Source organism: Saccharopolyspora sp. 6M, assembly GCF_020176775.1.
Lineage (GTDB): Bacteria > Actinomycetota > Actinomycetes > Mycobacteriales > Pseudonocardiaceae > Saccharopolyspora_C > Saccharopolyspora_C gregorii.
Genome location: NZ_JAIUJZ010000011.1, coordinates 47,222 through 67,371 on the forward strand (window position 1 = coordinate 47,222; position 20,150 = coordinate 67,371).

Consider the following 20,150-nt stretch of genomic DNA (forward strand, 5'->3'; position numbering starts at 1 on the left):
CCAGTCGATCGCCTCCGGAACGCTAGAGCACACCCCCGACACCCACATCGGCTGAAAGACCGGACCGCCCGGCACCAGCGGGCCGGCGATCCAGGGCGGCGGGCAGGTCGGCGGGCAGGTCAGGCGACGCTGCGGAAGGTGCGCCGGTAGCGGGCCGGGCTGGTGCCGACGAGCCGCTTGAACCGGTCCCGGAACGTCGTCGGCGAGGTGAACCCGACCTGCTCGGCGATCCGCTCCACCGGGTGCCCGGTGGTCTCCAGCAGGTGCTGCGCCCGCCGCAGCCGCGCCCGGTGCAGCCATTGCAGCGGAGTGGTGCCGGTCTGCTCGCGGAACCGCCTGCTGAGGGTGCGGCTGCTGAGCGCCGCGCGCGCGGCGATGTCCGCCAGGGTCAACGGCTGGTGCAGGTTGTCCTCCAGCCAGTGCAGCAGCGGCTGCACGCTGGCGCCGTCGGGGGCGGGCGGCTCGTGCGCGATGAACTGGGCCTGCCCGCCGTCGCGCTCCAGCGGCATCACCGCGAGCCGCGCCGAATCGGCCGCCACCGCCGAGCCGTGGTCGAGCCGGATCATGTGCAGGCACAGGTCCATCCCGGCGGCCGCTCCGGCCGAGGTGAGCACGTCGCCCTCGTCCACGTACAGCACGTCCGGATCGACCTCGACCGACGGGTGCATGCGGGCGAGCTCGGCGGTGCCGAGCCAGTGCGTGGTGGCCCGCCGCCCGTCCAGCAGCCCGGCCGCGGCGAGCGCGAACGCGCCGGTGCAGATGGAGGCGATCCGGGCTCCGCGCGCCGCCGCGTCCCGCAGCGCCGCCAGCGCCTCCTCCGGAACGGGCGCGGGCGCCCCGGCCTGCCCCGGCACGACGACGGTGTCGGCGTCGCGCAGCCCGTCCAATCCCCACGGCGCGCGGATCGAGAACGGCCCCGCGCCCACCTCGCCGTCCACCGCGCACACCCGCACCTGGTAGCCGGGCGATCCGTCGGCGAGCCGCACCCACCCGAAGGTGTCCGCCGGGATGGACAGGTCGAACGGCACGACAGGGTCGAGGGCGAGCACGGCGACGAGGTGCATGGGGTACCTGTTCACGGATCCGGGGGCGGGTCGAACTCCACTGCTACCACCGGTTCCCGCGGATGGCCAGAATTCGGTGGTCTCCGTCGTTCTCGCCACGCGCGCGGGCGCCCGGCGCGCTCCTGCCGTCGGTTCCTGCTCGTGGCCCCCGGCGGGGCGGGCGGTCCGCTGACCGAGGTGATCGACGAGGTGCTGGCGCGGGCGGCGCGTTCCCCGCTCGGCGCGCTGCTCGCGGCGGCCGTGCGGCGCCGCGGGAGCCCGGACGGATGTCGGCGGGCGGAGGACGATGGGGGCATGTGCCGAAGCATCAAGACCCTCCGCCCGCCGTACGCGGAGCAGGTGACCGAGCAGGACGTGCGTGCGGCCGCCCTGCAGTACGTGCGCAAGATCTCCGGGTTCCGCGCGCCCGCCGCGCACAACGCGGCGGCGTTCGACCGAGCCGTCGACGAGGTCGAGCGGGCCACGGCCGCGCTGCTGGAGTCGCTGGAGGTCCGCGGCTCCCGGTCCTGACCGGGTCAGAACAACCGGCCGGCGTCCTCCGCCGGGGGTTCCTCCAGCGCCAGCAGGTAGCGCTTGCGGTCGAGGCCGCCCGCGTAGCCGGTGAGGCTGCCGTCGGCGCCGATCACCCGGTGGCAGGGCACGATCACCGGCAGCGGGTTCCGCCCGTTGGCCGCGCCCACGGCCTGCGAGTGTCCGACGTCGCCGAGCCGCCGCGCGAGCGCGCCGTAGCTGGTGGTCTCGCCGTAGGGGATCTCCTGGAGCAGTTCCCACACGCGCAGCTGGAAGGGTTCGCCACGGGGCGCGAGCGGCAGCTCGAACCGGGTGCGCCGCCGGTCGAAGTACTCGGCGAACTGCCGCTCGGCCTCCGCGAACAGCTCGGTCCCGGCGGACTCGCCGATGTCCTCCTCGCGGTGCCCGCCGCCCGCGAAGCGCACCGCGGTCAGCGCGTCGTCGCGGGCGATGAGCGTCAGCTCGCCGAGGGGCGTGCCGATCACCGCGTGCGTCGTGCTCATGGCCTGCTCCCGTCTCGCGCCCGTCGGTACCACTATGCAGACGCGGCGCGGGCCTCGGACGTGCGGGCCGCGCGCAGATCGACTGGAAAATTCCTACTGGAATAATCAGGTCCATGACGACGGCACCACCCGCGCGCCCGGCCAAGCGCGGCCGACCCGGCTACGACCTGGAATCCCTGCTGGCGGTCGCGGTGGAGCTGTTCAACGACCGCGGCTACGACGGCACCAGCATGGAGGACCTCTCCCGCAAGCTCGGCATCAGCAAGTCCGCGATCTACCACCACGTGCCGAGCAAGCAGGAGCTGCTCCGGCTCGCCACCGACCACGCGCTGGACGGCCTGTTCGCCGTCGCCGACGAAGCGCGGGAGCAGGACGCGCGCGCCGTGGCGCGGCTGGAGCACCTGGTCCGCGGCAGCGTGCTGGTGCTGGTGGACCGGCTGCCGTTCGTGACCCTGCTGCTGCGGGTGCGCGGCAACACCCCCGTGGAGCGGGCGGCGCTGGACCGGCGCCGCGAGTTCGACCAGCTGGTCACCGACCTGGTCGGCGAGGCGGTCGCGGACGGCGACCTGCGCGCCGACGTCGACCCGGCGACCGCGGGGCGGCTGCTGTTCGGGATGGTCAACTCGCTGGCGGAGTGGTACCGCCCGCACGGCGGAGTGGGCGCCGCGGAACTCGCGGACACCGTGGTGGCGACGGCGTTCGACGGGTTGCGCGTGCACCCGGCCTGAAATCCGCTCGCCGGGCGGAACCGGAACACCCGAATTCGAGACGCGCGGTTCCCGTTCGGCCGCGCTTTCCCGGCCGGGACCAATTCCCGGGACGCCCCGGAGGCGGAGGCCGCACCGCGGTCGCGACCCCCGCTCTCCACCAGGTGGGTCGGCGGCGACAGCACCGTGTTCGGGGCTCGGCCGTCTGCGAGTGCCCCACCGGAGCACCGTCGCGCCACCGGAAATGCGTCCGTTTCGGGGTCGGACTGCGTTCTCCGGAATCCGCGACCACTGATCCCACAACGGGATCGTGGACCGGGCACTGTCCATTCGCAACACAAGAACACCCGGATGCTCCCCGATCGTGGGGAAATCGCTCGAAACGACGCTCGATTCCGCGCGCATCCACCCGCACACTCGAAGCGGAATGCGAAAAGGGAGGCACGTCATGAGGAATTCCCGCGGCTCGTCGTCGCGCCGGCTCACCGCCGCGTTCGCGTGCGCGCTGGTCGCCACCACCGTGCAGTGCGGGAACCCGCAACCGCCGGCGGGCGAACCGGCACCGCGCTTCACCTCCAGCGTGGAACCGGTGGACGCCGCCCGGCTCGGCGCGAGCTGGCACCCCGGCTGCCCCGTCGCCCCGGACCGGTTGCGCCTGCTGCGGCTGAGCCACGTCGGCGTGGACGGGCAGGAGCGCACCGGGGAACTCGTCGTGCACGAGGACCGGGTGCGCCAGACCGTCGACGCCTTCGCCCGGCTGCACGCGCTGCGGTTCCCCATCGAGCGGATGCGCCCCGCCGGGGACTACCCCGGGGCCGAGGACGAGACGTCGATGCGGGCGAACAACACCTCGGCGTTCAACTGCCGCGGGATCTCCGGCAGCGGCTCGTGGTCGCAGCACGCCTACGGACGGGCGGTGGACGTGAACCCGCTGCGCAACCCGTACCTGAGCTCGGAGGGCGACCTGCAGCCGGCCACCGCCGGGCCGTACCTGGACCGCACCCGCCGCGATCCGGGGATGCTGCACGACGGGGACGCGGCGGTGCGGATGTTCACCGACGCGGGCTGGACCTGGGGCGGGTCCTGGCACGATCCGAAGGACTACCAGCACTTCGAACTGCCGTGACCGCAGTGGGCTGACCCGACCTCGCGCCGCGGTTCCACGCCGGAGGTGCCGTGCTCGTTGCTCACCCGGTCCCGCCGCGCCGGCGCGGTTCGCGGCGCGCCGGACGGCTCGCCGCCAGGTCGCACCGCGCGCCGGGACACCGGTTCCAGCACCGGGTTCCGCCGACGTCCGAGCCGGCTTCCCGCACCAGCGCGGTGATTCCGCGGGACCGCAGCTCGGGCAACGCGTGCAGGCCGACGCATCCGGCGCCGACCACCACGACGTCGACCTCCGGCCCGGCTGCCGCAGTTTCCCCGCATGCACCGCGGTTTTCCGCTCCGCAGCGGGGAATCCAGCGCGGTGGCGGGGCGGTGACGAGAGGAGTCACCGAGGTGGCCGAGCGCCGGATCAGGCCGCGGACGGTCCGCCCGAGCGCGCCTGCGGCACTCCCCCGCCCCGGCCTTCGTCCGGGTCGAGACCCAGCATGTCGAGCAGTTCGGCCAGTTGCGCGGCGTCGTTCGCGTGGTGCGCGGTGGCGCGCACCGCCCGCGACCGCTCCTGCGGAGTCGGCTCGTGCGCGTCGGCCTGCTGCGGTGTGGGTCGTGCCTGCATCGTCCGTCCTCCCCCGAGTGGTTCCGTGCGGTCGCCGATACTGCCAGCCCCATCGCGCCGCGACACGGCCGAAAGTCCCGTCCCGCGCACCCCGGGACGGGGAGCGCCGGGAGTGGCGCGAGTGGGTGAGGCCGGGGCCCTGCCGCGAGATGCGTCACCCGCCCGGCGGGACCGCGTGCGGTTGAACCGGCGCCGCACCGGGCACTTCCGGGGTGCGGGATCGTCGACGAGGAGCTCACGTGCGTGTCCTGATCACGGGTTGGCCCAGCTTCCTGCACTCCGAGTTCTCCGCGGGCGACGTGGCGGCCATGCGGCGGGTGGCGGACGCGCTCGGCACCTCGGGGATCCCGCACGAGCTGGCGTGGAGCCCGGTGCTGGTCCCCGGATCGCTGACCCTCGACGACGCGGATCCGGGAGAGTTCACCGACCTCGTGTTCGTGAGCGGTCCCGCGCACGGCAGGCAGGTCGAGGAGCTGCACCAGCGGTACGCGCGGTGCAGGCGCACCGCCATCGGCGTCACGGTGATCGACGAACAGGCGCCCGCGGTGCGCGGCTTCCACCACGTGCTCGCCCGGGACAGGCCGCGGGTGCCGGCGACCCGGGACCTCGCCGCGGGCGGATCGATCAGCCCGACGCCGGTGGCGGCGATCGTGGTGTCCCACGGGCGCCGCGAGTACGGCCCGCTGCGCAGGCACGACGGCGTGCACCGGTACCTGCTGAACTGGATCGGCCGGACCGACTGCGCGCCGATGGTGGTGGACCTGCGGCTGGACCGGGTGAATGCGCGGTTGTGCTCGACGGCCGACCAGTTCGCGACGCTGCTCGGGCGGGCCGACGTGGTGGTGACCTCCCGGTTGCACGGGCTGGTGTTCGCGCTGGCGCAGGGGATCCCGGCGATCGCCGTCGACCCGGTGGGCGGCGGCGGGAAGGTCTCGGCGCAGGGCGCGGCGTGGCAGTGGCCCGCGGTGCTGTCCTCGGAGGAGCTCTACGACGGCGGTGACGGGCAGGCCGGCGCGCTGCTGGACCGCTGGTGGCAGTGGTGCCTGGGGCCGGAGGGGCGGGAGATGGCCGCCGACCGCGCCGACCAGGCCGCGGACGCGGGCAGCAGCCAGCTGTTGGACCTGGTCGAACGGCTCCGCTCCGCGACCCCCGCCGAATGAGCGGGCCCGCCCGCACCCGGCGGCGGTGGTGGCCGCCCGTCGGCGGCTGACGACCACCGAGCGACGGGAACCACCCGCGGGTGCTCAGCGGTTCCCGGACGGCGATGTCGCCGTGCTGCGCGAGGGAGCGCGGCCCGACCGGGAAGCGGGCGGCGGGGAAGCGGGCAGCGGGGAACCACCCGAGCGCTACGCGGCCCGAGTTCGCAGCCGGGCAGCGGGATTCCGCCCTGCGGCCCCGCGCGACGGGAACAGCGCGGTCACTCCAGGTCCCCCGGGCGGATCCGGTAGACGCCGAGGGGCCGGTCGTAGTACTTCGTGGTCTCGCCGACCCATTCCATGCCGAGGCGCTGCGCGGTGGCGTGCGCGCGGTCGTTGGCCGGGTCCACGACGGCGAACAGCTCGATGGCCTCGTGCTCGAACGCCCAGCGGATCAGCGCGCCGGTCGCCTCGGAGGCGTAGCCGTGGCCCCAGGCGTTCGGGCGCAGGTGCCAGGCCACCTCCACGTCCTCGAAGTGCGGGGGCAGCAGCCGCAGCTCGGCGCCGCCGATGACCTCGCCGGTGCCGCGGTGCTCGAACGCCCACCGGCCCAGCGGGGGCGGCAGCTCGCGCTGCTCCTCGATCCACTGGGTCAGCACGCGGCGCATCGCGGCCAGGTCGGCCACCCGCGGCATGGACGGGACCAGCCAGTCGGTGACGGTGGTGGTGCCGTAGACGGCGAAGGCGCCGTCAACGTCCTCGGGCCGCCACTCCCGCAGCAGCACCCGTTCGCTCACCGGCATCGCCACCATGCGGGAAACGCTACTGCTTGTGCTGCGGCTCGTCTTGCTCAGCGGCCGGGTCGCGGGACTCCGGCGAGTACCGGAACCATCTGGTACCGAAGGTCGTGGTGATCTCGGCCGGCGGGACGCGTTCGTCCACTTCGGACTCTTCCGCCCCACCGCTCCGCCGGGCGGCCCTCCGCCGGAACCGCGACGCGGTGGGTTGACATCGCGACCACCGCCGCCAACACTGCGAGCAATAACCGACTGTTCGGTCAGTACGAGGTGGTGGAGCCCGGTGAGCACGGCGGAACCCGTCGCGGACGCGGCGAGAACGATGTTCGACGAGGACACCGCGTCCCGGGAACTCGGCATCGAGCTGCACGCGGCCGCCGACGGCCGGGCGACCGCGTGGATGACGATCACCCGCTCGATGGTCAACGGCCACGGCATCGCGCACGGCGGCTACGTGTTCCTGCTCGCCGACACCGCGTTCGCCTGCGCCTGCAACAGCCACGGCCCCGTGACCGTCGCCGCCGGTGCCGAGATCGACTTCGTCGCCCCCGCGCACGAGGGCGATAGGCTGCACGCCGAAGCGACCGAACGCACCCGCTACGGCCGCAGCGGGATCTACGACATCACCGTGCGCCGCGAGCACGACGCGGCGGTGATCGCCGAGTTCCGCGGGCGCAGCAGGACGATCGACGGCCGGACGAGGACGGGCGCATGACCGGGACCACCACGACCACCGCGGCCGACGAGACCGCACCGCGCGACGAGGACGAACTCCGCGCCCGCCAGCTGGACCGGCTGCGCTGGACGCTGCGGCACGCCTACCGCAACGTTCCCTTCTACCGCGCCAAGTTCGACGCCGCCGGGGTGCACCCGGACGACTGCCGCGAATTGGCCGACCTCGCGAAGTTCCCCGTCACCACCAAGGAGGACCTGCGGGCGAACTACCCGTTCGGCATGTTCGCCGTCCCGCGCGAGCAGGTCAGCCGGGTGCACGCCTCCAGCGGCACCACCGGGCAGCCCACCGTCGTCGGCTACACCCGGCACGACCTGGACGTGTGGGCCGAGGTGGTGAGCCGCTCCATCCGCGCCGCGGGCGGGCGCCCCGGCGACCTGGTGCACATCTCCTACGGCTACGGCCTGTTCACCGGCGGGCTCGGCGCGCACTACGGCGCGGAACGCCTCGGCTGCACCGTGGTCCCCGCCTCCGGCGGGATGACCGCGCGGCAGGCCCAGCTCATCCGCGACTTCCGCCCCGACCTGATCATGGTGACGCCGACGTACATGCTCGCCCTCGTCGACGAGCTGCGCCGCCAGGGCGTCGACCCGCGGGAGACCGGGCTGCGCGCCGGGATCTTCGGCGCCGAACCGTGGACCGAGGAGATGCGCGGGGAGCTGGAGCGCTCCCTCGACATCGACGCGGTCGACATCTACGGGCTGTCCGAGGTGATGGGGCCGGGCGTCGCCGCCGAATTCGCCGAGACCAAGGACGGCCTGCACATCTGGGAGGACCACTTCTACCCCGAGGTGATCGACCCGGTGCTGGGCGACCCGCTGTCCGACGGCGAACCGGGTGAGCTGCTGTTCACCTCGCTGACCAAGGAGGCGCTGCCGATCATCCGGTACCGCACCCGCGACCTCACCCGGCTGCTGCCGGGCACCGCGAACCCGGCGATGCGCCGGATGGAGCGGATCACCGGGCGCAGCGACGACCTGATCATCCTGCGCGGCGTCAACGTCTTCCCCACCCAGGTCGAGGAACTGGTGCTGCGCGCCGAAGGGCTGTCCCCGCACTTCCAGATCACCCTGTCCCGGCAGGGCCGGATGGATCGCATGACGATCACCGTCGAAGCCGCCGAGGACTGCACCCCGGGGCAGCGCGGCGCCGCACCGGACTCGCTGGCCCGCGCCGTCAAGGACGCGATCGGCATCACCGCGGAGGTCGTGGTGGCCGACCCGGGCGCGCTGGAGCGCTCCGTCGGAAAGCTGCGCCGGGTGCTGGACCGGCGCGGCGCATGACCGGCCGTGGCCGGGGCAGGCCCGGGCACGACCTGGATTCGCTGCTGCGCATCGCGGCCGTCGTCTTCCACGAACGCGGCTACGACGGCACCAGCATGGACGTGCTCGCCCAGCGGCTCGGCATCACCAAGTCGGCGATCTACCACCACGTCTCCGGCAAGGAGGAACTGCTGCGGCGCACCGTGGACCGGGCGCTGGACGCGCTGCTGGCGGTGACCGGCGAACCCGGGTCGCAGCAGGGCCCGGCGATCGACCGGCTGCGCCACGTGGTGCGGCGCAGCGTGCACGTCCTCGTCGCCGAGCAGCCGTTCGTGACGGTGCTGCTGCGGGTGCGCGGCAACAGCGAGGTGGAGCGCGACGCGCTGGCCCGGCGCCGCGAGATCGACGCGTTCCTCGGCAAGCTGGTCGCCGAGGCCGAGCGGGACGGGAGCCTGCGCCCCGACCTCGATCCGGCGCTGACCAGCAGGCTGCTGTTCGGCACCGTGAACTCGATCATCGAGTGGTACCGGCCGCAGCCGGGCCTAGACGCCGAGCAGCTCGCCGAGGCCGTCACCCGGCTCACCTTCGACGGGCTGCGGAACCCGTCCGCTCAGCCCTGATCGACGGGCCGCCCGTCGAACAGCCGCATCGCGAAGTGCAGCTCGTAGCGCACCGACGGGCCGTGCAGCAGGGAACGCTCCAGCACCCGTTCGATGCGCACGATCCGCTTGCGCACCGCGGGGACCGACAACCCGAGCTCCGGGGCCGCCGCCTCCAGCCGGGCACCGCCGTCCAGCCACGCGCGCAGGGTCGGCAGCAGGTGCGGTTCGGCGTCGCGCAGCGGAGCCAGCAGGCGGGCCGCCCAGGACCGCACCTCGGGCGGTTCCAGCAGGTCCGGCAGCCGCGTCGGGCCCGGTTCCGCCGCCGTCGCCCCGGATCGGACGGCGAGGTGCAGCGCCAGGTGCAGCCGCGCCTGGGTGGGAAGGTCGCGCACGTCGCAGTCCAGCAGCCGCTCCAGCTGCGCGAGCCGCGACCCCAGCGTGTTGCGGTGGATCTTGAGCTGGCGGGCGCCGCCGGTGCCGAAGTTCAGCCACGCCCCCAGGGTCAGCTCCAGCGCCGCCGCGTCCGGATCCTGCGCTCGGGCGGGCTCGAAGGCGCGCAGCGGGGCCAGCACCCGCTCGGCCCAGCGCTCCCCCGCCGCGCCGACCACGGCGGCCTGGCTCTCCTGGAAGGCGAACATCTCGAACGAGCCCGCCCCGCCGCGGGCGGCCGCCAGGGCGTGGAACGCCTGCTCGTAGCCGACGGCGACCTCGCGCAGCGCCACCACCCGGCTCGCGCCGACCCGGATCCGGTCCGGGCCGGACACCAGGTCCCGCACCAGCTCCGCCACCGAGTTCGCGGGCCGGTGGTGCTGGTGCTCACCGGACGGCACCAGCACGATCAGGTGCTTGACGTACACCGGGCAGTGCACGATCCACGCCCGGTGCCCGGTGACCCCGGAGATCCGCGCCGCCAGCGCGTCCCGGTCGACCTTGCCCGCTTCGATGACGTACACGGTGAGGAACGCGGGCAACCGCGGGCTGAGCGCGCTCGCGACCCGCTGCGCGCTGTCCGGGTGCCCCAGCATCAGCAGGTGCAGCACCGATTCGCGGACCGCGGTCGCCGCCGCGAGCACCCGCCGGGACTGCTGCCGGGCGAGGTCGGTCTGCCACCGCAGGGCCAGCAGCCGGGAGGCGTCGGCGAGGTAGCGGTCCACTCCGGCGGTTCCGGCGGCGGGCAGCGACACCACCAGCACGGGCGCGTCCGGTCCCGCGTCGAGCCGCTGGGCGCAGATCATCCGGTCGTCGCGGTGCACGGCGGCCGAGTGCGCCTGCCCGGACCGGATGCGGTCGAGGTCGTCGGCGATCGCGGCGAGCGCGTCCGGGGGCGGCACCGGCGCGGGCACGACGGGCTCTCCGGCGGCGTCGAGCAGCGCCGCCCGGCCGCGCACGGTGTCGGCGACGCGGCGCACCAGCAGCCGGAGCCCGTCCGGCAGCAGCGCGTCCTGGTGCAGGCGGCGCAGCCGGTCGGCGTCGAGATCGGGCTCGGTGGACGGGGTCCGCGGCGGCACGGGCGCCGAGCCTATCGGGCACGGGTGCCGGAGCGGGGCCGGTCGGCGGATCCCGGCACCGGACGCCCGCGCCGCCGGCACGCGCCACGTCGCCGCCCGCCGACCGAGGTGGCAAATTCTTACTGTTCGGCCGCACGACTGGGCGAAGTGAAACTTCCCCGCCGAGTCGATCAAGCTCTACTGTTGGTGCCTTCCAAGGGGGCATCGGGGGTGGGGGGGGCGGGGGGGGGCGCCCCCCGGGGAACCCCCCCCCCCCCCCCCCCCCACCCCCGCCCCGCCCCCCCCCCCCGGGCGCCCCCCGGTGCGGCCCCGGGGGGCCCCCCCCCACTCGGTAAACGATCGGCCGCGCCACGCTCGGCGGCGCGGTGGCGGATCCCGCGCGGCAGCAGGGCTCCTCCCCGGAACCGACTGCCGCGCGGAGGTCCACCGGTGGCGACCGGCGCGTCAGTGGATCGCGATGAGCCCCAAGGCGAAGCCCGCGGCGATCACCACGAGCGACACCAGCAACGCCCACTTGATCGCGAACCGGTGCTGGTCGCCCAAGTCCACCTTCGCCAACCCGATCAGCACGTACATCGCGGGCACCAGCGGGCTCAACATGTGGATCGGCTGGCCCAGCAGCGACGCCCGCGCCACCTCCATCGCCGAGATGCCGTGCTGCGCGGCCGTCTCCGCCAGGATCGGCACCACGCCGAAGTAGAACGCGTCGTTGCTCATGAAGAACGTGAACGGGATGCTCAGCACCGCGATCACCACGCTGAAGTACGGGAACAGCGCGTCCGGCATGCCGTGCAGCAGGTACTGCGCCATCTGCTCGATCATCCCGCTGCCCGAGAGCACCCCGGTGAACACGGCCGCCGCGAACACCATCGACACCACCGCGACCACGCTGTCCGCGTGCGAGGCGATGCGCGCCGCCTGCTCCTTGATGCTCGGGTAGTTCACGATCAGCGCGATCCCGGTCCCGATCATGAACAGCACCGCGATCGGCAGCACCCCGGAGATCAACGCGACCAGCAGCGCCACCGTCAGCGCCGCGTTGAACCAGAGCAGCCGCGGACGCAGGCTCTCCCGGTCCGGGTGCAGCACGTCGAAGTCGCCGCCGTCCTCGGCACCGGTGCCACCGGACTCCGCCGACCCTCCGCCGCCCGCGCCGACCCCGGCCAGGACCGGCTCCGCGGTGCGCGCCCGCAGCTTCGCCCGCTCCCGCAGCCCCAGCACGTAGGCGATGACGAACACCGTCACCAGGCCGGCACCGAGCGCCGGGATCATCGGCACGAACATCTCCTGCGGATCCAGCCGCAGCACGCTCGCCGCCCGCGCGGCCGGACCACCCCACGGCACCACGTTCAGCACCGCGTTCGTCATGCACGCCAACCCCGTCATCAGCACCGGGCTCACCCCGAGCTTGCGGTAGATCGGCAGCAGCGCCGACACCGTGATCATGAAGGTGGTCGTGCCGTCGCCGTCCAGCGAGACCACGGCGACCAGCACCACCGTCCCCACGATCAGCTTCAGCGGGTCGTCCCCGGTGAGCCGGACGACCGCCCGCGCCACCGGGTCGAACAACCCCGCGTCGATCATGATGCCGAAGTAGAGGATGGCGAACATCAGCATCGCCGCGGTCGGCGCCAGCGACGTGATGCCGTCGGTGACCATCTCACCCAGGTCCGGCGCGAAACCCGCGATCACCGCGAAGATCGCCGGGATCACGATCAGCGCCACCATCGGCGCCAACCGCTTGCTCATGACCAGGTAGAGGAAGACCGACACCATCGCCAAACCGAGCAACGCGATCACCGCACTACCCCCCTTCGAACCACGACGTGGCCCACGTAACACCGTTGTTCCATTTCGCGGAACCGTAGGTGCCGCACGCCCGTGACGGGAGGGTTAACGACCTTGTACGCCTAGCCCGCGTTGCGCGCGTTCTGCGCGTTCTGCTCACCCGCACCCGCGCCGCGGCCCGGGCCGGGCGAAACGGCTGGGTAGGGTCGCGCCATGTCCCGCCGCCCCATGCGGTTCGCCCGGCAGGTGCTCGCGTTGCAGATCGGGCTCGTCGTCCTGATCACCGGCGTGGGTTTCGCGGTCGCCGCGACCCTGCTCGACCGCAGCCTCGTCGACCAGTACGGGCAGCGCGCCCTCGGCGTGGCCCGCTCCGTCGCCGCCGACGACGACCTCGCCGCCGCCGTCGCCGACCCGGCCCGGCACCCCCGGGTCGCCACCAAGGCCGAACGCGTCCGCGACGCCACCGGGGCGCTGTTCATCGTCGTCACCGACGACCGCGGCGTGCGGCTCGCCCACCCCGACCCCGAGCAGATCGGCGACCCGGTCAGCACCGACCCGCAAGCCCTCGCCGGCCGGGAAGTGGTGGACGTGCAGCGCGGCACCCTCGGCTGGTCCGCGCGCGGCAAGGTCCCGCTGCGCACCACCGACGGCCGCATCGTCGGGCAGGTCAGCGTCGGCTTCGACGCCCGGCAGATCCACACCACCTTCCTGCGGCTGCTCGGCACCTCCGCCGCGGTCGCCGCCGGCGCGCTGCTGCTCGGCGTCGCCGGCTCCGCGCTGCTCACCAGGCTGCTCAAGCGGCGCACGCTCGGCCTCGAACCGCACGAGCTCACCGAACTCGTCCGGCAGCGCGAAGCGGTGCTCTACGGCATCGGCGAAGGGGTGCTCGCCGTCGACGCCGACGACCGGGTCACGTTCCGCAACGCCGAGACCGAACGGCTGCTCGGCCACGCCGTCGAACCCGGCACCCCGGTCGGTGAACTCGACCTGCCGCCGCGGCTGCGGGCCGCGCTGCTCGACCACCGGGCCGTGGACAACCTCATCACCGTCACCGCCGACCGGGTGCTCGTCGCCCACCACCGCCCGGTGCGCCGCGACGGCACCGACCTCGGCGGCGTCGTCACCCTGCGGGACCGCACCGACCTGGACAAGCTCACCCGCGAGCTCGAATCGGTCCGCGGCACCGCCGACGTGCTGCGCGCCCAGCGCCACGAGTTCACCAACCGGCTGCACGCGCTGTCCGGACTGCTGCAGACCGGGCACCGGCAGGAAGCGGAGGACTACCTGCACGCCCTGTTCCAGGGCTCCATCGCGGGGCTCGGGCCCGCCGCCGACGCCGTGCGGGACTCGCACCTGGTGTCGTTCCTCGGCGCGAAGAAGGCCGCCGCCGCCGAGAAGGAGGTGGCCCTGGAGCTCGGCGAGACCAGCTGGGTCGCCACCGCCGTCACCGCGCCCGTCGAAGTCACCACCGTGCTCGGCAACCTCGTCGACAACGCCTGCGACGCGGCCCGCGCGGGCGCCGCCCGGCCCGCCCGGGTCGACGTGGACCTGCTCTCCGACGGCAGCACCCTGCACCTGTCCGTGCTCGACACCGGGGACGGCGTGCCCGCCGCGCGGCGCGCCGAGGTGTTCACCGAGGGCAGCACCAGCAAGGACGGCGAGGGGCACGGCATCGGGCTGGCCCTCGCCCGGCAAGCGGCCCGCGCCCTCGGCGGCGAGGTCCGGCTCGCCGACCCCGGCGGCGGTGCGCACGGCGCGCTGTTCGTCGCCCGGCTGCCCGGCGCCCTCGCCGATCCCGCCGATCCCGCCGAGTCCGCCGAGTCCGCCGAGTCCGCCGAGTCCGCCGAAACCACCGAACAGGAGGCGAACCGATGATCCGGGTCCTCGTCGTCGAAGACGACTTCCGCGTCGCGCAGGTGCACGCCGAGTTCACCGACCGGGTGCGCGGCTTCCGCACCGTCGGCATCGCGCACTCCGCCGCCGAAGCCCGCGACCTCATCGCCGAGCACCGGCCCGAGCTCGTACTGCTGGACAACTACCTGCCGGACGGTCCCGGCGTGGGCCTGCTCGCCGAACTGGACGTCGACGCGATCATGCTCACCGCCGCCTCGGACCCGGCCACGGTGCGCGCCGCGCTGTCCGCCGGAGCGCTGAACTACCTGGTGAAACCGTTCACCGCACACCAGCTCAAGGACCGGCTCACCGCGTACGCGCACTACCGGTCCCGGCTCCCGGCGGGCGACGAGCCGGTGGACCAGGCCGAGATCGACCGGGCCATGCGCTCGCTGCGCGACGGGGACCGGCCGAGCACCCCGAAGGGGCAGTCCTCCATCACCACCAAGCTGATCACGGACGCGTTGCGCGCGGCCGACGGGCCGCGGTCGGCCTCCGAGATCGCCGACGAGCTCGGCATCGCCCGCGCCACCGCGCAGCGCTACCTCGCCGGACTCGCGCAGGAGGGGAAGGCGACGATGACGTTGCGGTACGGAGCGAGCGGCAGGCCGGAGCACCAGTACGAACCCTGCTGAGCCGAACCCCGGACGGTCAGCGCCGAGGTGCCGGCGGGTGCATGTGGTGGGCGCGGACGGCGCGCAGTACGTCTTGCAGGGTGAAGTGGGCGGGATCGCCCGGGCGGGCGCGGTCGCAGGCGCGGACGGCGGCGGCCTGCTCCACGCCGAGCGCGCGCAGCCAGCGGAGGAGGTCGTGGCGCGGCAGCGTCCCGGACGCCGCACCGGGCCCCGCGGCGAGCAGCGCGCGCAGCACCGGGGTGAGCATCCGGTCGAACGCGGCCTCGCCCTGCTCGAACAGCACAGCCTCGCACGCCTGGTGGAACCGTTCGCGACCGATGGCCGTTCCAGATCCCGCGGCGCCCGCCACGTGCTCGAACAACCAGCATAAAGATTTCCGGAGCTCCCCCGGATCCGCGGTCGCACCGGCCTGGAATTCACGCACCACTCGGTCGGCTTCCGCCGCCCAGTCCGATCGTGGCGACACCGCCCGGCTCGAATTCCGCGAACCGGAACGCGATCCTCGTCGACGGTTCAGCACGACATGCACCATGACCCCCATCATTCTCCTGTGACCGGACTCGCGCGGTGCGCGCGGCTCATTCGGCCGGACTCGAACCGGCGGGCAATGATTCGAGGAACGTGCGGAATGCATCCGCATCAACCCCGAATGGGCCGTGCAATGGATGCATCAGTTGCACCGAGAGGTAGAGGGTGAATCCGAGGGTCAAGGTGAGCAGCACCATCGTCGCGACGTTGGCGGGTCGGGCGCTCAACCCCACCAGCAGCGGGAACGCGATCATCAGCACCGCGCCGAGCACGCTGCCCGCCAGCAGCACCAGGTTGAACCGCTGGTCGTCGGTGGAGATGTCGACCCGCTCCCGGTGGGCCTCGTCGATCTGGCGCAGGTCGGTGAGCACCTGCTCGCGGGCGGACTTCAGCACCTCGGTGTCCGCGGGCAGCGCGATCGCCTCCGCCCGCATCCCGTCGATCAGCCGGTCCACCTGCGCATCGGGCCGCCCCTGGTCCAGGGACGGCCACTCGTGCTCGGCGACCCGGGCGGCGTACTGCTCGGCCAGCGAGCGCAGCGCGGTGGCCTGCTCCGCGGGCACCGCGGCGACCTGCCAGTGCACGTCGCTGAGCGCGTTGACCTCCTGCTGCGCCGCCTTCTCCACGTCGTCGCCGTTCTGCCAGGCGAACACGATGTAGAACGCGAGGACCACGGTGAACAGCGCGTTCAGCACGCCGCCGACGAACGACTGCGAATCCGAGTCGGAGTCACCGGCCGCGACGGCTGCGCGACGGGCGCCGAGCAGCGTCACCGCGCCCACGGCCGCGGTGAGCAGCACGAGGGCCAGAAATCCGAGGTAGATCACGAGGTATCCGTTCTGACTGCGCGGACGGGCGCGGACACGCCCGCGGAATGTTCGGAATGGGGCGAATTCGGTCGCGCGGTGCCATCGGTGAACCGCGCGCGACGTCGGACCCGGGATCGAGGCGGGAAGCAGGCCGCCCCCTCGGTCCGCCGCGAAGAACCCTACCCGCCGAACCCCGTTGAAAGGAGGAAGTTTCCAGCGCCGGGGCGGAAAATCACCGAATGGGGTGATCTTGAACGATCACCCGGATCGGCAATGGCGGTTTCCAATTCCGAACCCTTCGCGAGCGAATGCGCGTAGCCGCTGGTCAACCCGCCACATCGACCATTGTGGACTTTCCGCGGATCGGCCGGGACCGCGAATTCCGAGTGCTACGGTTTTCCGCGACCACCGATAAGGCCCCGCGTTCCCGCTGGTCGAATTCACGCATTCCACGAAGCACGAGGAGGTGAGATGTCGCGTCCGCGTTCCGTCCCGAACCGGTTCCGCGCCCGCACGGCGGGCGGGAGCCGGCCGCCGCGCTCCGCGGTGCTGTCCTGCTGCGGGCTGGTGCTGCTCGCCCCGCTGCTCACGTCCGCGTACGTCCCGCCTCGGCAGGACGCGGCTGCGGTCCCGGGCGGGGTGGACGTCCCCCGGGTCCCGGACGACGGGGAAGCCGGCGGGACCATCCCCGGCTGGCCCGTCGAGCACCCGGCGCTGTCGCTGAGCACCCGCACCGATCCGCGCAGCGCGCACCCGGGCGACCCGCTCACCCAGAGCGCCGTCGTCGCCAACACCGGCGACGCCGCGCTGTTCGGCATCGTGGTCAGCCTCGGTTCGGGGCCCTGCCACGACGTCCTCGGGCGGCTCCGCCCCGGCGACTCCCGCACCGTCACCTGCGCCGGAACCGCGCCGACGAGCGGCCGGGTCGCGGCCAGGGCGGTCGGCATGACGCACACCGGGTTCGCCGCCACCGCCCGCGCCACCGCGGAGGTGGTGCGACCGGCGCCGCCCCCGGCACCACCCGCACCGGCCAGGCCCTCGGTCGCGCTGGACATCCTCCCCGCCCGGAACGGCTCGGTGCCGGTGCGGGTGCGCAACACCTCCGCCGTCCGGTTGCTGGACGTGGCGGTCACCGGCGAACCACCGGCCTGCCGCCGCTCGTTCGACGCGCTCGAACCGGGCGAGGAGGTCACCTACACCTGCCCGGCGCGGCCCGGCGAGGTCGTGCGCCTGGCCGTCACCGCTCGGTCGCTGGCCGGTGAGGTCACCGCGGCCGACGCGACGCTGGTGCTGCCAACACCGGCGGCACCACCGGCCGCACCGGCGCCCGCCGCGGAACCACCGCGGCCCGCCGCGCGCCCGGAACCACCCCCGCTCGACCCGCCCGTCCGGGAGCTCGCCGATTCCGCCGGGCCGCGCGAATCCCCCGCTCCGACCGCCGGATTCATCGCCGTGCTCGGCGTGCTGGTGATGATGGTCAGCATCGGCGCGCTGTCCTCCGCCACCCGCCCGAGCAAGTGATCCCGGGGCACGAACCAGCTCTCCCCCGCTCCCGGCCCCGCCGGAGGCACCACGTCGACTGCGAACAGGAACGAACGGATGCACAGGAACGCACGACTGCTGCTCACGGCCGCCGCGGTGCTCGCCACCGCGCTCCCCGCGGGCACCGCCACCGCCGCCACCTCCGGGCGGGTGCTGGTGTTCAGCACCGAGGTCGAGCCGGTCCAGACCTACGAAGCGCCCAGCGGCTGCACCAAAGCACCGCCGACGGCGCACGTCCTGATCAACGACACCGACGGCCCGGTGCGCGTGCACGGCGACCCGTTCTGCCTGTCGCCGAGCCTCGTCGTCCCACCGGGGCACGGCGCGCACGTCCCGCCCGGCACCGGCAGCTTCTCGGCGTGACCGGCGGGTTCGCCGCGGGCGCCGGGCACGACCGGGGGACCGGGAGCCCGTCCGCGGATCTCGTCGTGGTCGGGCTCGGCTACGTCGGCCTGCCGCTGGCCGCCGCCGCCTGCGCGGCCGGGTTGCGCACCGTCGGCCTGGACGTGTCGGCGGAGGTGGTGGCGGGGCTCGGCGCCGGCCGCTCCCACGTCGGGGACGTGCCGGACGCGACCATCGCCGAGATGATCGCCGCCGGGTTCACCGCGACCACCGCTGCGGACGTGCTGGCCACCGCGGACACGATCGTGCTCTGCGTGCCGACCGGGTTGTCCGAGGCCGGGGAACCGGACCTGAGCGCGGTGCGGGCCGCGGCGCACACCGCCGCACCGCGGCTGCGTCCGGGAGCGCTGGTGGTGCTGGAGTCCACCAGCCACCCCGGCACCACCGAAGAGGTCGTCCGCCCCATCCTGGAACGCGGCAGCGGGCTGCGGGTCGGCGAGGACTTCCACCTCGTCTACTCCCCGGAGCGGATCGACCCGGGCAACGAGCGGTTCGCCATGCAGAACACCCCGAAGATCATCAGCGGTTGCACGCCGCTGTGCGCCAAGTACGGCGTCGCGTTCTACGGCCGTTTCGTGGACTCCCTCGTCATCTCCCGCGGGACCAGGGAGGCCGAGATGGCGAAGCTGCTGGAGAACAGCTACCGGTACGTGAACATCGCGCTCGTCAACGAGGTCGCGCTGTTCTGCGACCGGATGGGCATCGACGTGTGGGACGTGCTGCACTGCGCGGGCACCAAGCCGTTCGGGTTCGCCCCGTTCCAGCCCGGTCCGGGCGTCGGCGGGCACTGCATTCCGGTGGACCCGCGCTACCTGGAGAGCAAGGCCCGCAGCGCCGGGTTCACCTTCGGCACGCTGTCCGCGGCGCGCGCGGTCAACGAGCGGATGCCGTCGCACGTGGTGCTGCGCGCCGCGGAACTGCTCGGCGGGCGCGGGCGGATGCTGTCCGGGTCGCGGGTGCTGCTGCTGGGCGTCGCCTACAAGCGGGACGTCGCCGACACCCGCGAGTCCCCGGCCTACCCGATCACCCGGGGACTGCTCGCCCAGGCCGCCGAGGTGTCCTACCACGACCCGGGGGTCGCCGAGTTCCGGGTGGACGGACATCCGATCCCGCGGACGCTGCGGCTCGCGGAGGCGCTGACCAGCGCGGACCTGGTGATCCTGCTGCAAGACCACTCCTGCTACGACCTCGTCGAGCTCTCCTCGTCGGGCTGCCTGCTGCTGGACACCCGGGGGAAGTCCGCCGGGACCGCGGTGACGCTGCTCTGACGCACGACCGGTTCCACCGGTCGGACACCGAGAAGACTTGCGCGGCGCTGCGGCTCCGCGCGGGCCGTCCACCCCGGTTCCACGGGGCGGGCGGAACACCGAATCACCCACACACATCGAGGAGGATGGCCATGACCACGGCTATCGCGAACGACCGCCTGCGCAAGCGCTTCGCCAAGTGGGACCTGGACGGCAGCGGCAGCCTGGAGCGCTCCGACTTCGTCCAGGAAGCCGAGAACGTCGTGCGCGCGTTCGGGGCGGACGCCCAGAGCCCCCAGGCCGAGGAGCTGCGCGCGGCGTTCACCACCCTGTTCGACCACTTGGCGACCCGCGCCGGGCAGACCCCGGCCGGCTCGCTGTCGGAGGAGCAGTTCCTCCAGGTGGCCGAAGGGATGGTCACCGAAGGCGGCGAGGCCGACTTCGACCGCGTCCTCGGCCCGGTGGTGCAGGGCATCGTCGGCCTCTGCGACCGGAACAACGACGGCGTCATCGACGCGGGCGAGTTCGCGTCCTGGCTGACCGCGGTCGGCGTGGACCGCTCGCAGGCGGCCGCCGCGTTCGTCGACATCGACACCAACGGCGACGGCGAGCTCTCGGTGGCCGAGCTGCTCAGCGCCGTGCGGGACTTCCACTTCGGACGGTCGGACGTCGAGCTGCTGGGCTGACCCGCCCACGCGGAAGCGGCCGGTGACCACCCTCCCCTCGCGGAATGGTCACCGGCCGCTGTTCGCCCGATCCTCGCCGGA

The 20,150-nt window shown here is 73.6% G+C and carries 21 protein-coding genes; 13 read left to right on the plus strand and 8 right to left on the minus strand.

Translation table 11 applies throughout. The features are described from left to right. Window positions 1-119: 119 nt before the first annotated feature. A complete protein-coding gene (locus tag LCD31_RS01985) occupies window positions 120-1,064 on the minus strand; it encodes a GlxA family transcriptional regulator (RefSeq protein WP_224955671.1) in 945 nt (314 codons plus the stop codon). A 294-nt stretch (window positions 1,065-1,358) separates the two neighbouring features. On the opposite strand from LCD31_RS01985, the gene LCD31_RS28855 reads away from it, so the two are divergent. Continuing rightward, window positions 1,359-1,574, plus strand: coding sequence for a DUF2277 domain-containing protein (locus LCD31_RS28855; RefSeq protein WP_255614474.1), 216 nt, complete (start codon window positions 1,359-1,361; stop codon window positions 1,572-1,574). Between the two features lie 5 nt (window positions 1,575-1,579). Here the strand turns inward: LCD31_RS28855 and LCD31_RS01995 are convergent, their stop codons facing one another. Further along, a complete protein-coding gene (locus LCD31_RS01995) occupies window positions 1,580-2,077 on the minus strand; it encodes a methylated-DNA--[protein]-cysteine S-methyltransferase (protein WP_224955673.1) in 498 nt (165 codons plus the stop codon). Between the two features lie 113 nt (window positions 2,078-2,190). Between LCD31_RS01995 and LCD31_RS02000 the strand changes: the two genes are divergently transcribed. Continuing rightward, a complete protein-coding gene (locus LCD31_RS02000) occupies window positions 2,191-2,805 on the plus strand; it encodes a TetR/AcrR family transcriptional regulator (RefSeq protein WP_224955674.1) in 615 nt (204 codons plus the stop codon). A gap of 427 nt (window positions 2,806-3,232) precedes the next feature. Beyond that, window positions 3,233-3,910, plus strand: coding sequence for a M15 family metallopeptidase (locus LCD31_RS02005; RefSeq protein ID WP_224955675.1), 678 nt, complete (start codon window positions 3,233-3,235; stop codon window positions 3,908-3,910). Between the two features lie 387 nt (window positions 3,911-4,297). Here the strand turns inward: LCD31_RS02005 and LCD31_RS02010 are convergent, their stop codons facing one another. Beyond that, window positions 4,298-4,501: a hypothetical protein gene (locus LCD31_RS02010; protein ID WP_224955676.1), complete on the minus strand. Its 204-nt coding sequence runs from the start codon at window positions 4,499-4,501 to the stop codon at window positions 4,298-4,300. A gap of 239 nt (window positions 4,502-4,740) precedes the next feature. Here LCD31_RS02010 and LCD31_RS02015 point away from each other — a divergent pair, with 239 nt between their 5' ends. Beyond that, window positions 4,741-5,661 (plus strand): polysaccharide pyruvyl transferase family protein, encoded by a 921-nt coding sequence (locus tag LCD31_RS02015; protein ID WP_224955677.1) that lies wholly within the window; start codon window positions 4,741-4,743, stop codon window positions 5,659-5,661. 257 nt (window positions 5,662-5,918) lie between these two features. On the opposite strand, the gene LCD31_RS02020 is transcribed toward LCD31_RS02015, so the two are convergent. Further along, on the minus strand, window positions 5,919-6,449 hold the full coding sequence (locus LCD31_RS02020; RefSeq protein WP_224955678.1) for a GNAT family N-acetyltransferase: 531 nt from the start codon (window positions 6,447-6,449) through the stop codon (window positions 5,919-5,921). A 307-nt stretch (window positions 6,450-6,756) separates the two neighbouring features. Here LCD31_RS02020 and paaI point away from each other — a divergent pair, with 307 nt between their 5' ends. The 3 genes from paaI to LCD31_RS02035 are packed head-to-tail and all read left to right on the plus strand — an operon-like array spanning window position 6,757 to window position 9,049. Next, window positions 6,757-7,149, plus strand: a complete 393-nt coding sequence (gene paaI / locus LCD31_RS02025; RefSeq protein WP_224955703.1) for a hydroxyphenylacetyl-CoA thioesterase PaaI — start codon at window positions 6,757-6,759, stop codon at window positions 7,147-7,149. Next, the gene (paaK, locus tag LCD31_RS02030) at window positions 7,146-8,450 is read left to right on the plus strand and encodes a phenylacetate--CoA ligase PaaK (RefSeq protein WP_224955679.1); all 1,305 of its coding nucleotides are present in this window, start codon (window positions 7,146-7,148) and stop codon (window positions 8,448-8,450) included. Before paaI ends, paaK begins: the two co-directional genes overlap by 4 nt. Then, the gene (locus LCD31_RS02035; RefSeq protein ID WP_224955680.1) at window positions 8,447-9,049 is read left to right on the plus strand and encodes a TetR/AcrR family transcriptional regulator; all 603 of its coding nucleotides are present in this window, start codon (window positions 8,447-8,449) and stop codon (window positions 9,047-9,049) included. The genes paaK and LCD31_RS02035 overlap by 4 nt, the downstream gene beginning before the upstream one ends. Here the strand turns inward: LCD31_RS02035 and LCD31_RS29450 are convergent. Further along, on the minus strand, window positions 9,040-10,539 hold the full coding sequence (locus LCD31_RS29450) for a helix-turn-helix domain-containing protein (protein WP_224955681.1): 1,500 nt from the start codon (window positions 10,537-10,539) through the stop codon (window positions 9,040-9,042). The two genes, LCD31_RS02035 and LCD31_RS29450, sit on opposite strands and share 10 nt — an antisense overlap. Window positions 10,540-10,983: 444 nt before the next feature. Continuing rightward, complete coding sequence (locus LCD31_RS02045; protein WP_224955682.1) at window positions 10,984-12,339, minus strand: CitMHS family transporter; 1,356 nt, start codon at window positions 12,337-12,339, stop codon at window positions 10,984-10,986. 201 nt (window positions 12,340-12,540) lie between these two features. Between LCD31_RS02045 and LCD31_RS02050 the strand changes: the two genes are divergently transcribed. Both LCD31_RS02050 and LCD31_RS02055 read left to right on the plus strand, forming a co-directional pair. Next, window positions 12,541-14,202, plus strand: coding sequence for an ATP-binding protein (locus LCD31_RS02050; protein ID WP_224955683.1), 1,662 nt, complete (start codon window positions 12,541-12,543; stop codon window positions 14,200-14,202). Continuing rightward, a complete protein-coding gene (locus tag LCD31_RS02055) occupies window positions 14,199-14,855 on the plus strand; it encodes a response regulator (protein WP_224955684.1) in 657 nt (218 codons plus the stop codon). The genes LCD31_RS02050 and LCD31_RS02055 overlap by 4 nt, the downstream gene beginning before the upstream one ends. 16 nt (window positions 14,856-14,871) lie before the next feature. Here LCD31_RS02055 and LCD31_RS02060 read toward each other — a convergent pair whose 3' ends face one another. Next, a complete protein-coding gene (locus LCD31_RS02060; RefSeq protein ID WP_224955685.1) occupies window positions 14,872-15,282 on the minus strand; it encodes a hypothetical protein in 411 nt (136 codons plus the stop codon). Between the two features lie 151 nt (window positions 15,283-15,433). Next, window positions 15,434-16,210: a DUF4239 domain-containing protein gene (locus LCD31_RS02065; protein ID WP_224955686.1), complete on the minus strand. Its 777-nt coding sequence runs from the start codon at window positions 16,208-16,210 to the stop codon at window positions 15,434-15,436. Window positions 16,211-16,663: 453 nt separating this feature from the next. Here LCD31_RS02065 and LCD31_RS02070 point away from each other — a divergent pair, with 453 nt between their 5' ends. From LCD31_RS02070 to LCD31_RS02085, 4 genes are all read left to right on the plus strand, one after another. Then, entirely contained in the window at window positions 16,664-17,713 is a 1,050-nt protein-coding gene (locus LCD31_RS02070; protein ID WP_224955687.1) for a hypothetical protein, read from the plus strand. A 78-nt stretch (window positions 17,714-17,791) separates the two neighbouring features. After that, complete coding sequence (locus LCD31_RS02075; RefSeq protein WP_224955688.1) at window positions 17,792-18,097, plus strand: hypothetical protein; 306 nt, start codon at window positions 17,792-17,794, stop codon at window positions 18,095-18,097. After that, window positions 18,094-19,404: a nucleotide sugar dehydrogenase gene (locus LCD31_RS02080; RefSeq protein WP_224955689.1), complete on the plus strand. Its 1,311-nt coding sequence runs from the start codon at window positions 18,094-18,096 to the stop codon at window positions 19,402-19,404. Before LCD31_RS02075 ends, LCD31_RS02080 begins: the two co-directional genes overlap by 4 nt. A 131-nt stretch (window positions 19,405-19,535) precedes the next feature. Then, on the plus strand, window positions 19,536-20,069 hold the full coding sequence (locus tag LCD31_RS02085) for an EF-hand domain-containing protein (protein ID WP_224955690.1): 534 nt from the start codon (window positions 19,536-19,538) through the stop codon (window positions 20,067-20,069). Window positions 20,070-20,150: the final 81 nt, after the last annotated feature.

Bases quoted from the DNA above. Each gene is read 5' to 3' on its own strand.
- LCD31_RS02085 (WP_224955690.1), top strand. From the start codon at position 19,536: ATGACCACGGCTATCGCGAACGACCGCCTGCGCAAGCGCTTCGCCAAG.
- LCD31_RS02055 (WP_224955684.1), top strand. From the start codon at position 14,199: ATGATCCGGGTCCTCGTCGTCGAAGACGACTTCCGCGTCGCGCAGGTG.
- LCD31_RS02035 (WP_224955680.1), top strand. From the start codon at position 8,447: ATGACCGGCCGTGGCCGGGGCAGGCCCGGGCACGACCTGGATTCGCTG.
- LCD31_RS02075 (WP_224955688.1), top strand. From the start codon at position 17,792: ATGCACAGGAACGCACGACTGCTGCTCACGGCCGCCGCGGTGCTCGCC.
- LCD31_RS02050 (WP_224955683.1), top strand. From the start codon at position 12,541: ATGTCCCGCCGCCCCATGCGGTTCGCCCGGCAGGTGCTCGCGTTGCAG.
- LCD31_RS02000 (WP_224955674.1), top strand. From the start codon at position 2,191: ATGACGACGGCACCACCCGCGCGCCCGGCCAAGCGCGGCCGACCCGGC.
- LCD31_RS02005 (WP_224955675.1), top strand. From the start codon at position 3,233: ATGAGGAATTCCCGCGGCTCGTCGTCGCGCCGGCTCACCGCCGCGTTC.
- LCD31_RS02020 (WP_224955678.1), bottom strand. From the start codon at position 6,449: ATGGTGGCGATGCCGGTGAGCGAACGGGTGCTGCTGCGGGAGTGGCGG.
- paaK (WP_224955679.1), top strand. From the start codon at position 7,146: ATGACCGGGACCACCACGACCACCGCGGCCGACGAGACCGCACCGCGC.
- LCD31_RS28855 (WP_255614474.1), top strand. From the start codon at position 1,359: ATGTGCCGAAGCATCAAGACCCTCCGCCCGCCGTACGCGGAGCAGGTG.
- LCD31_RS01985 (WP_224955671.1), bottom strand. From the start codon at position 1,064: ATGCACCTCGTCGCCGTGCTCGCCCTCGACCCTGTCGTGCCGTTCGAC.
- LCD31_RS01995 (WP_224955673.1), bottom strand. From the start codon at position 2,077: ATGAGCACGACGCACGCGGTGATCGGCACGCCCCTCGGCGAGCTGACG.
- paaI (WP_224955703.1), top strand. From the start codon at position 6,757: ATGTTCGACGAGGACACCGCGTCCCGGGAACTCGGCATCGAGCTGCAC.
- LCD31_RS02070 (WP_224955687.1), top strand. From the start codon at position 16,664: ATGTCGCGTCCGCGTTCCGTCCCGAACCGGTTCCGCGCCCGCACGGCG.
- LCD31_RS02010 (WP_224955676.1), bottom strand. From the start codon at position 4,501: ATGCAGGCACGACCCACACCGCAGCAGGCCGACGCGCACGAGCCGACT.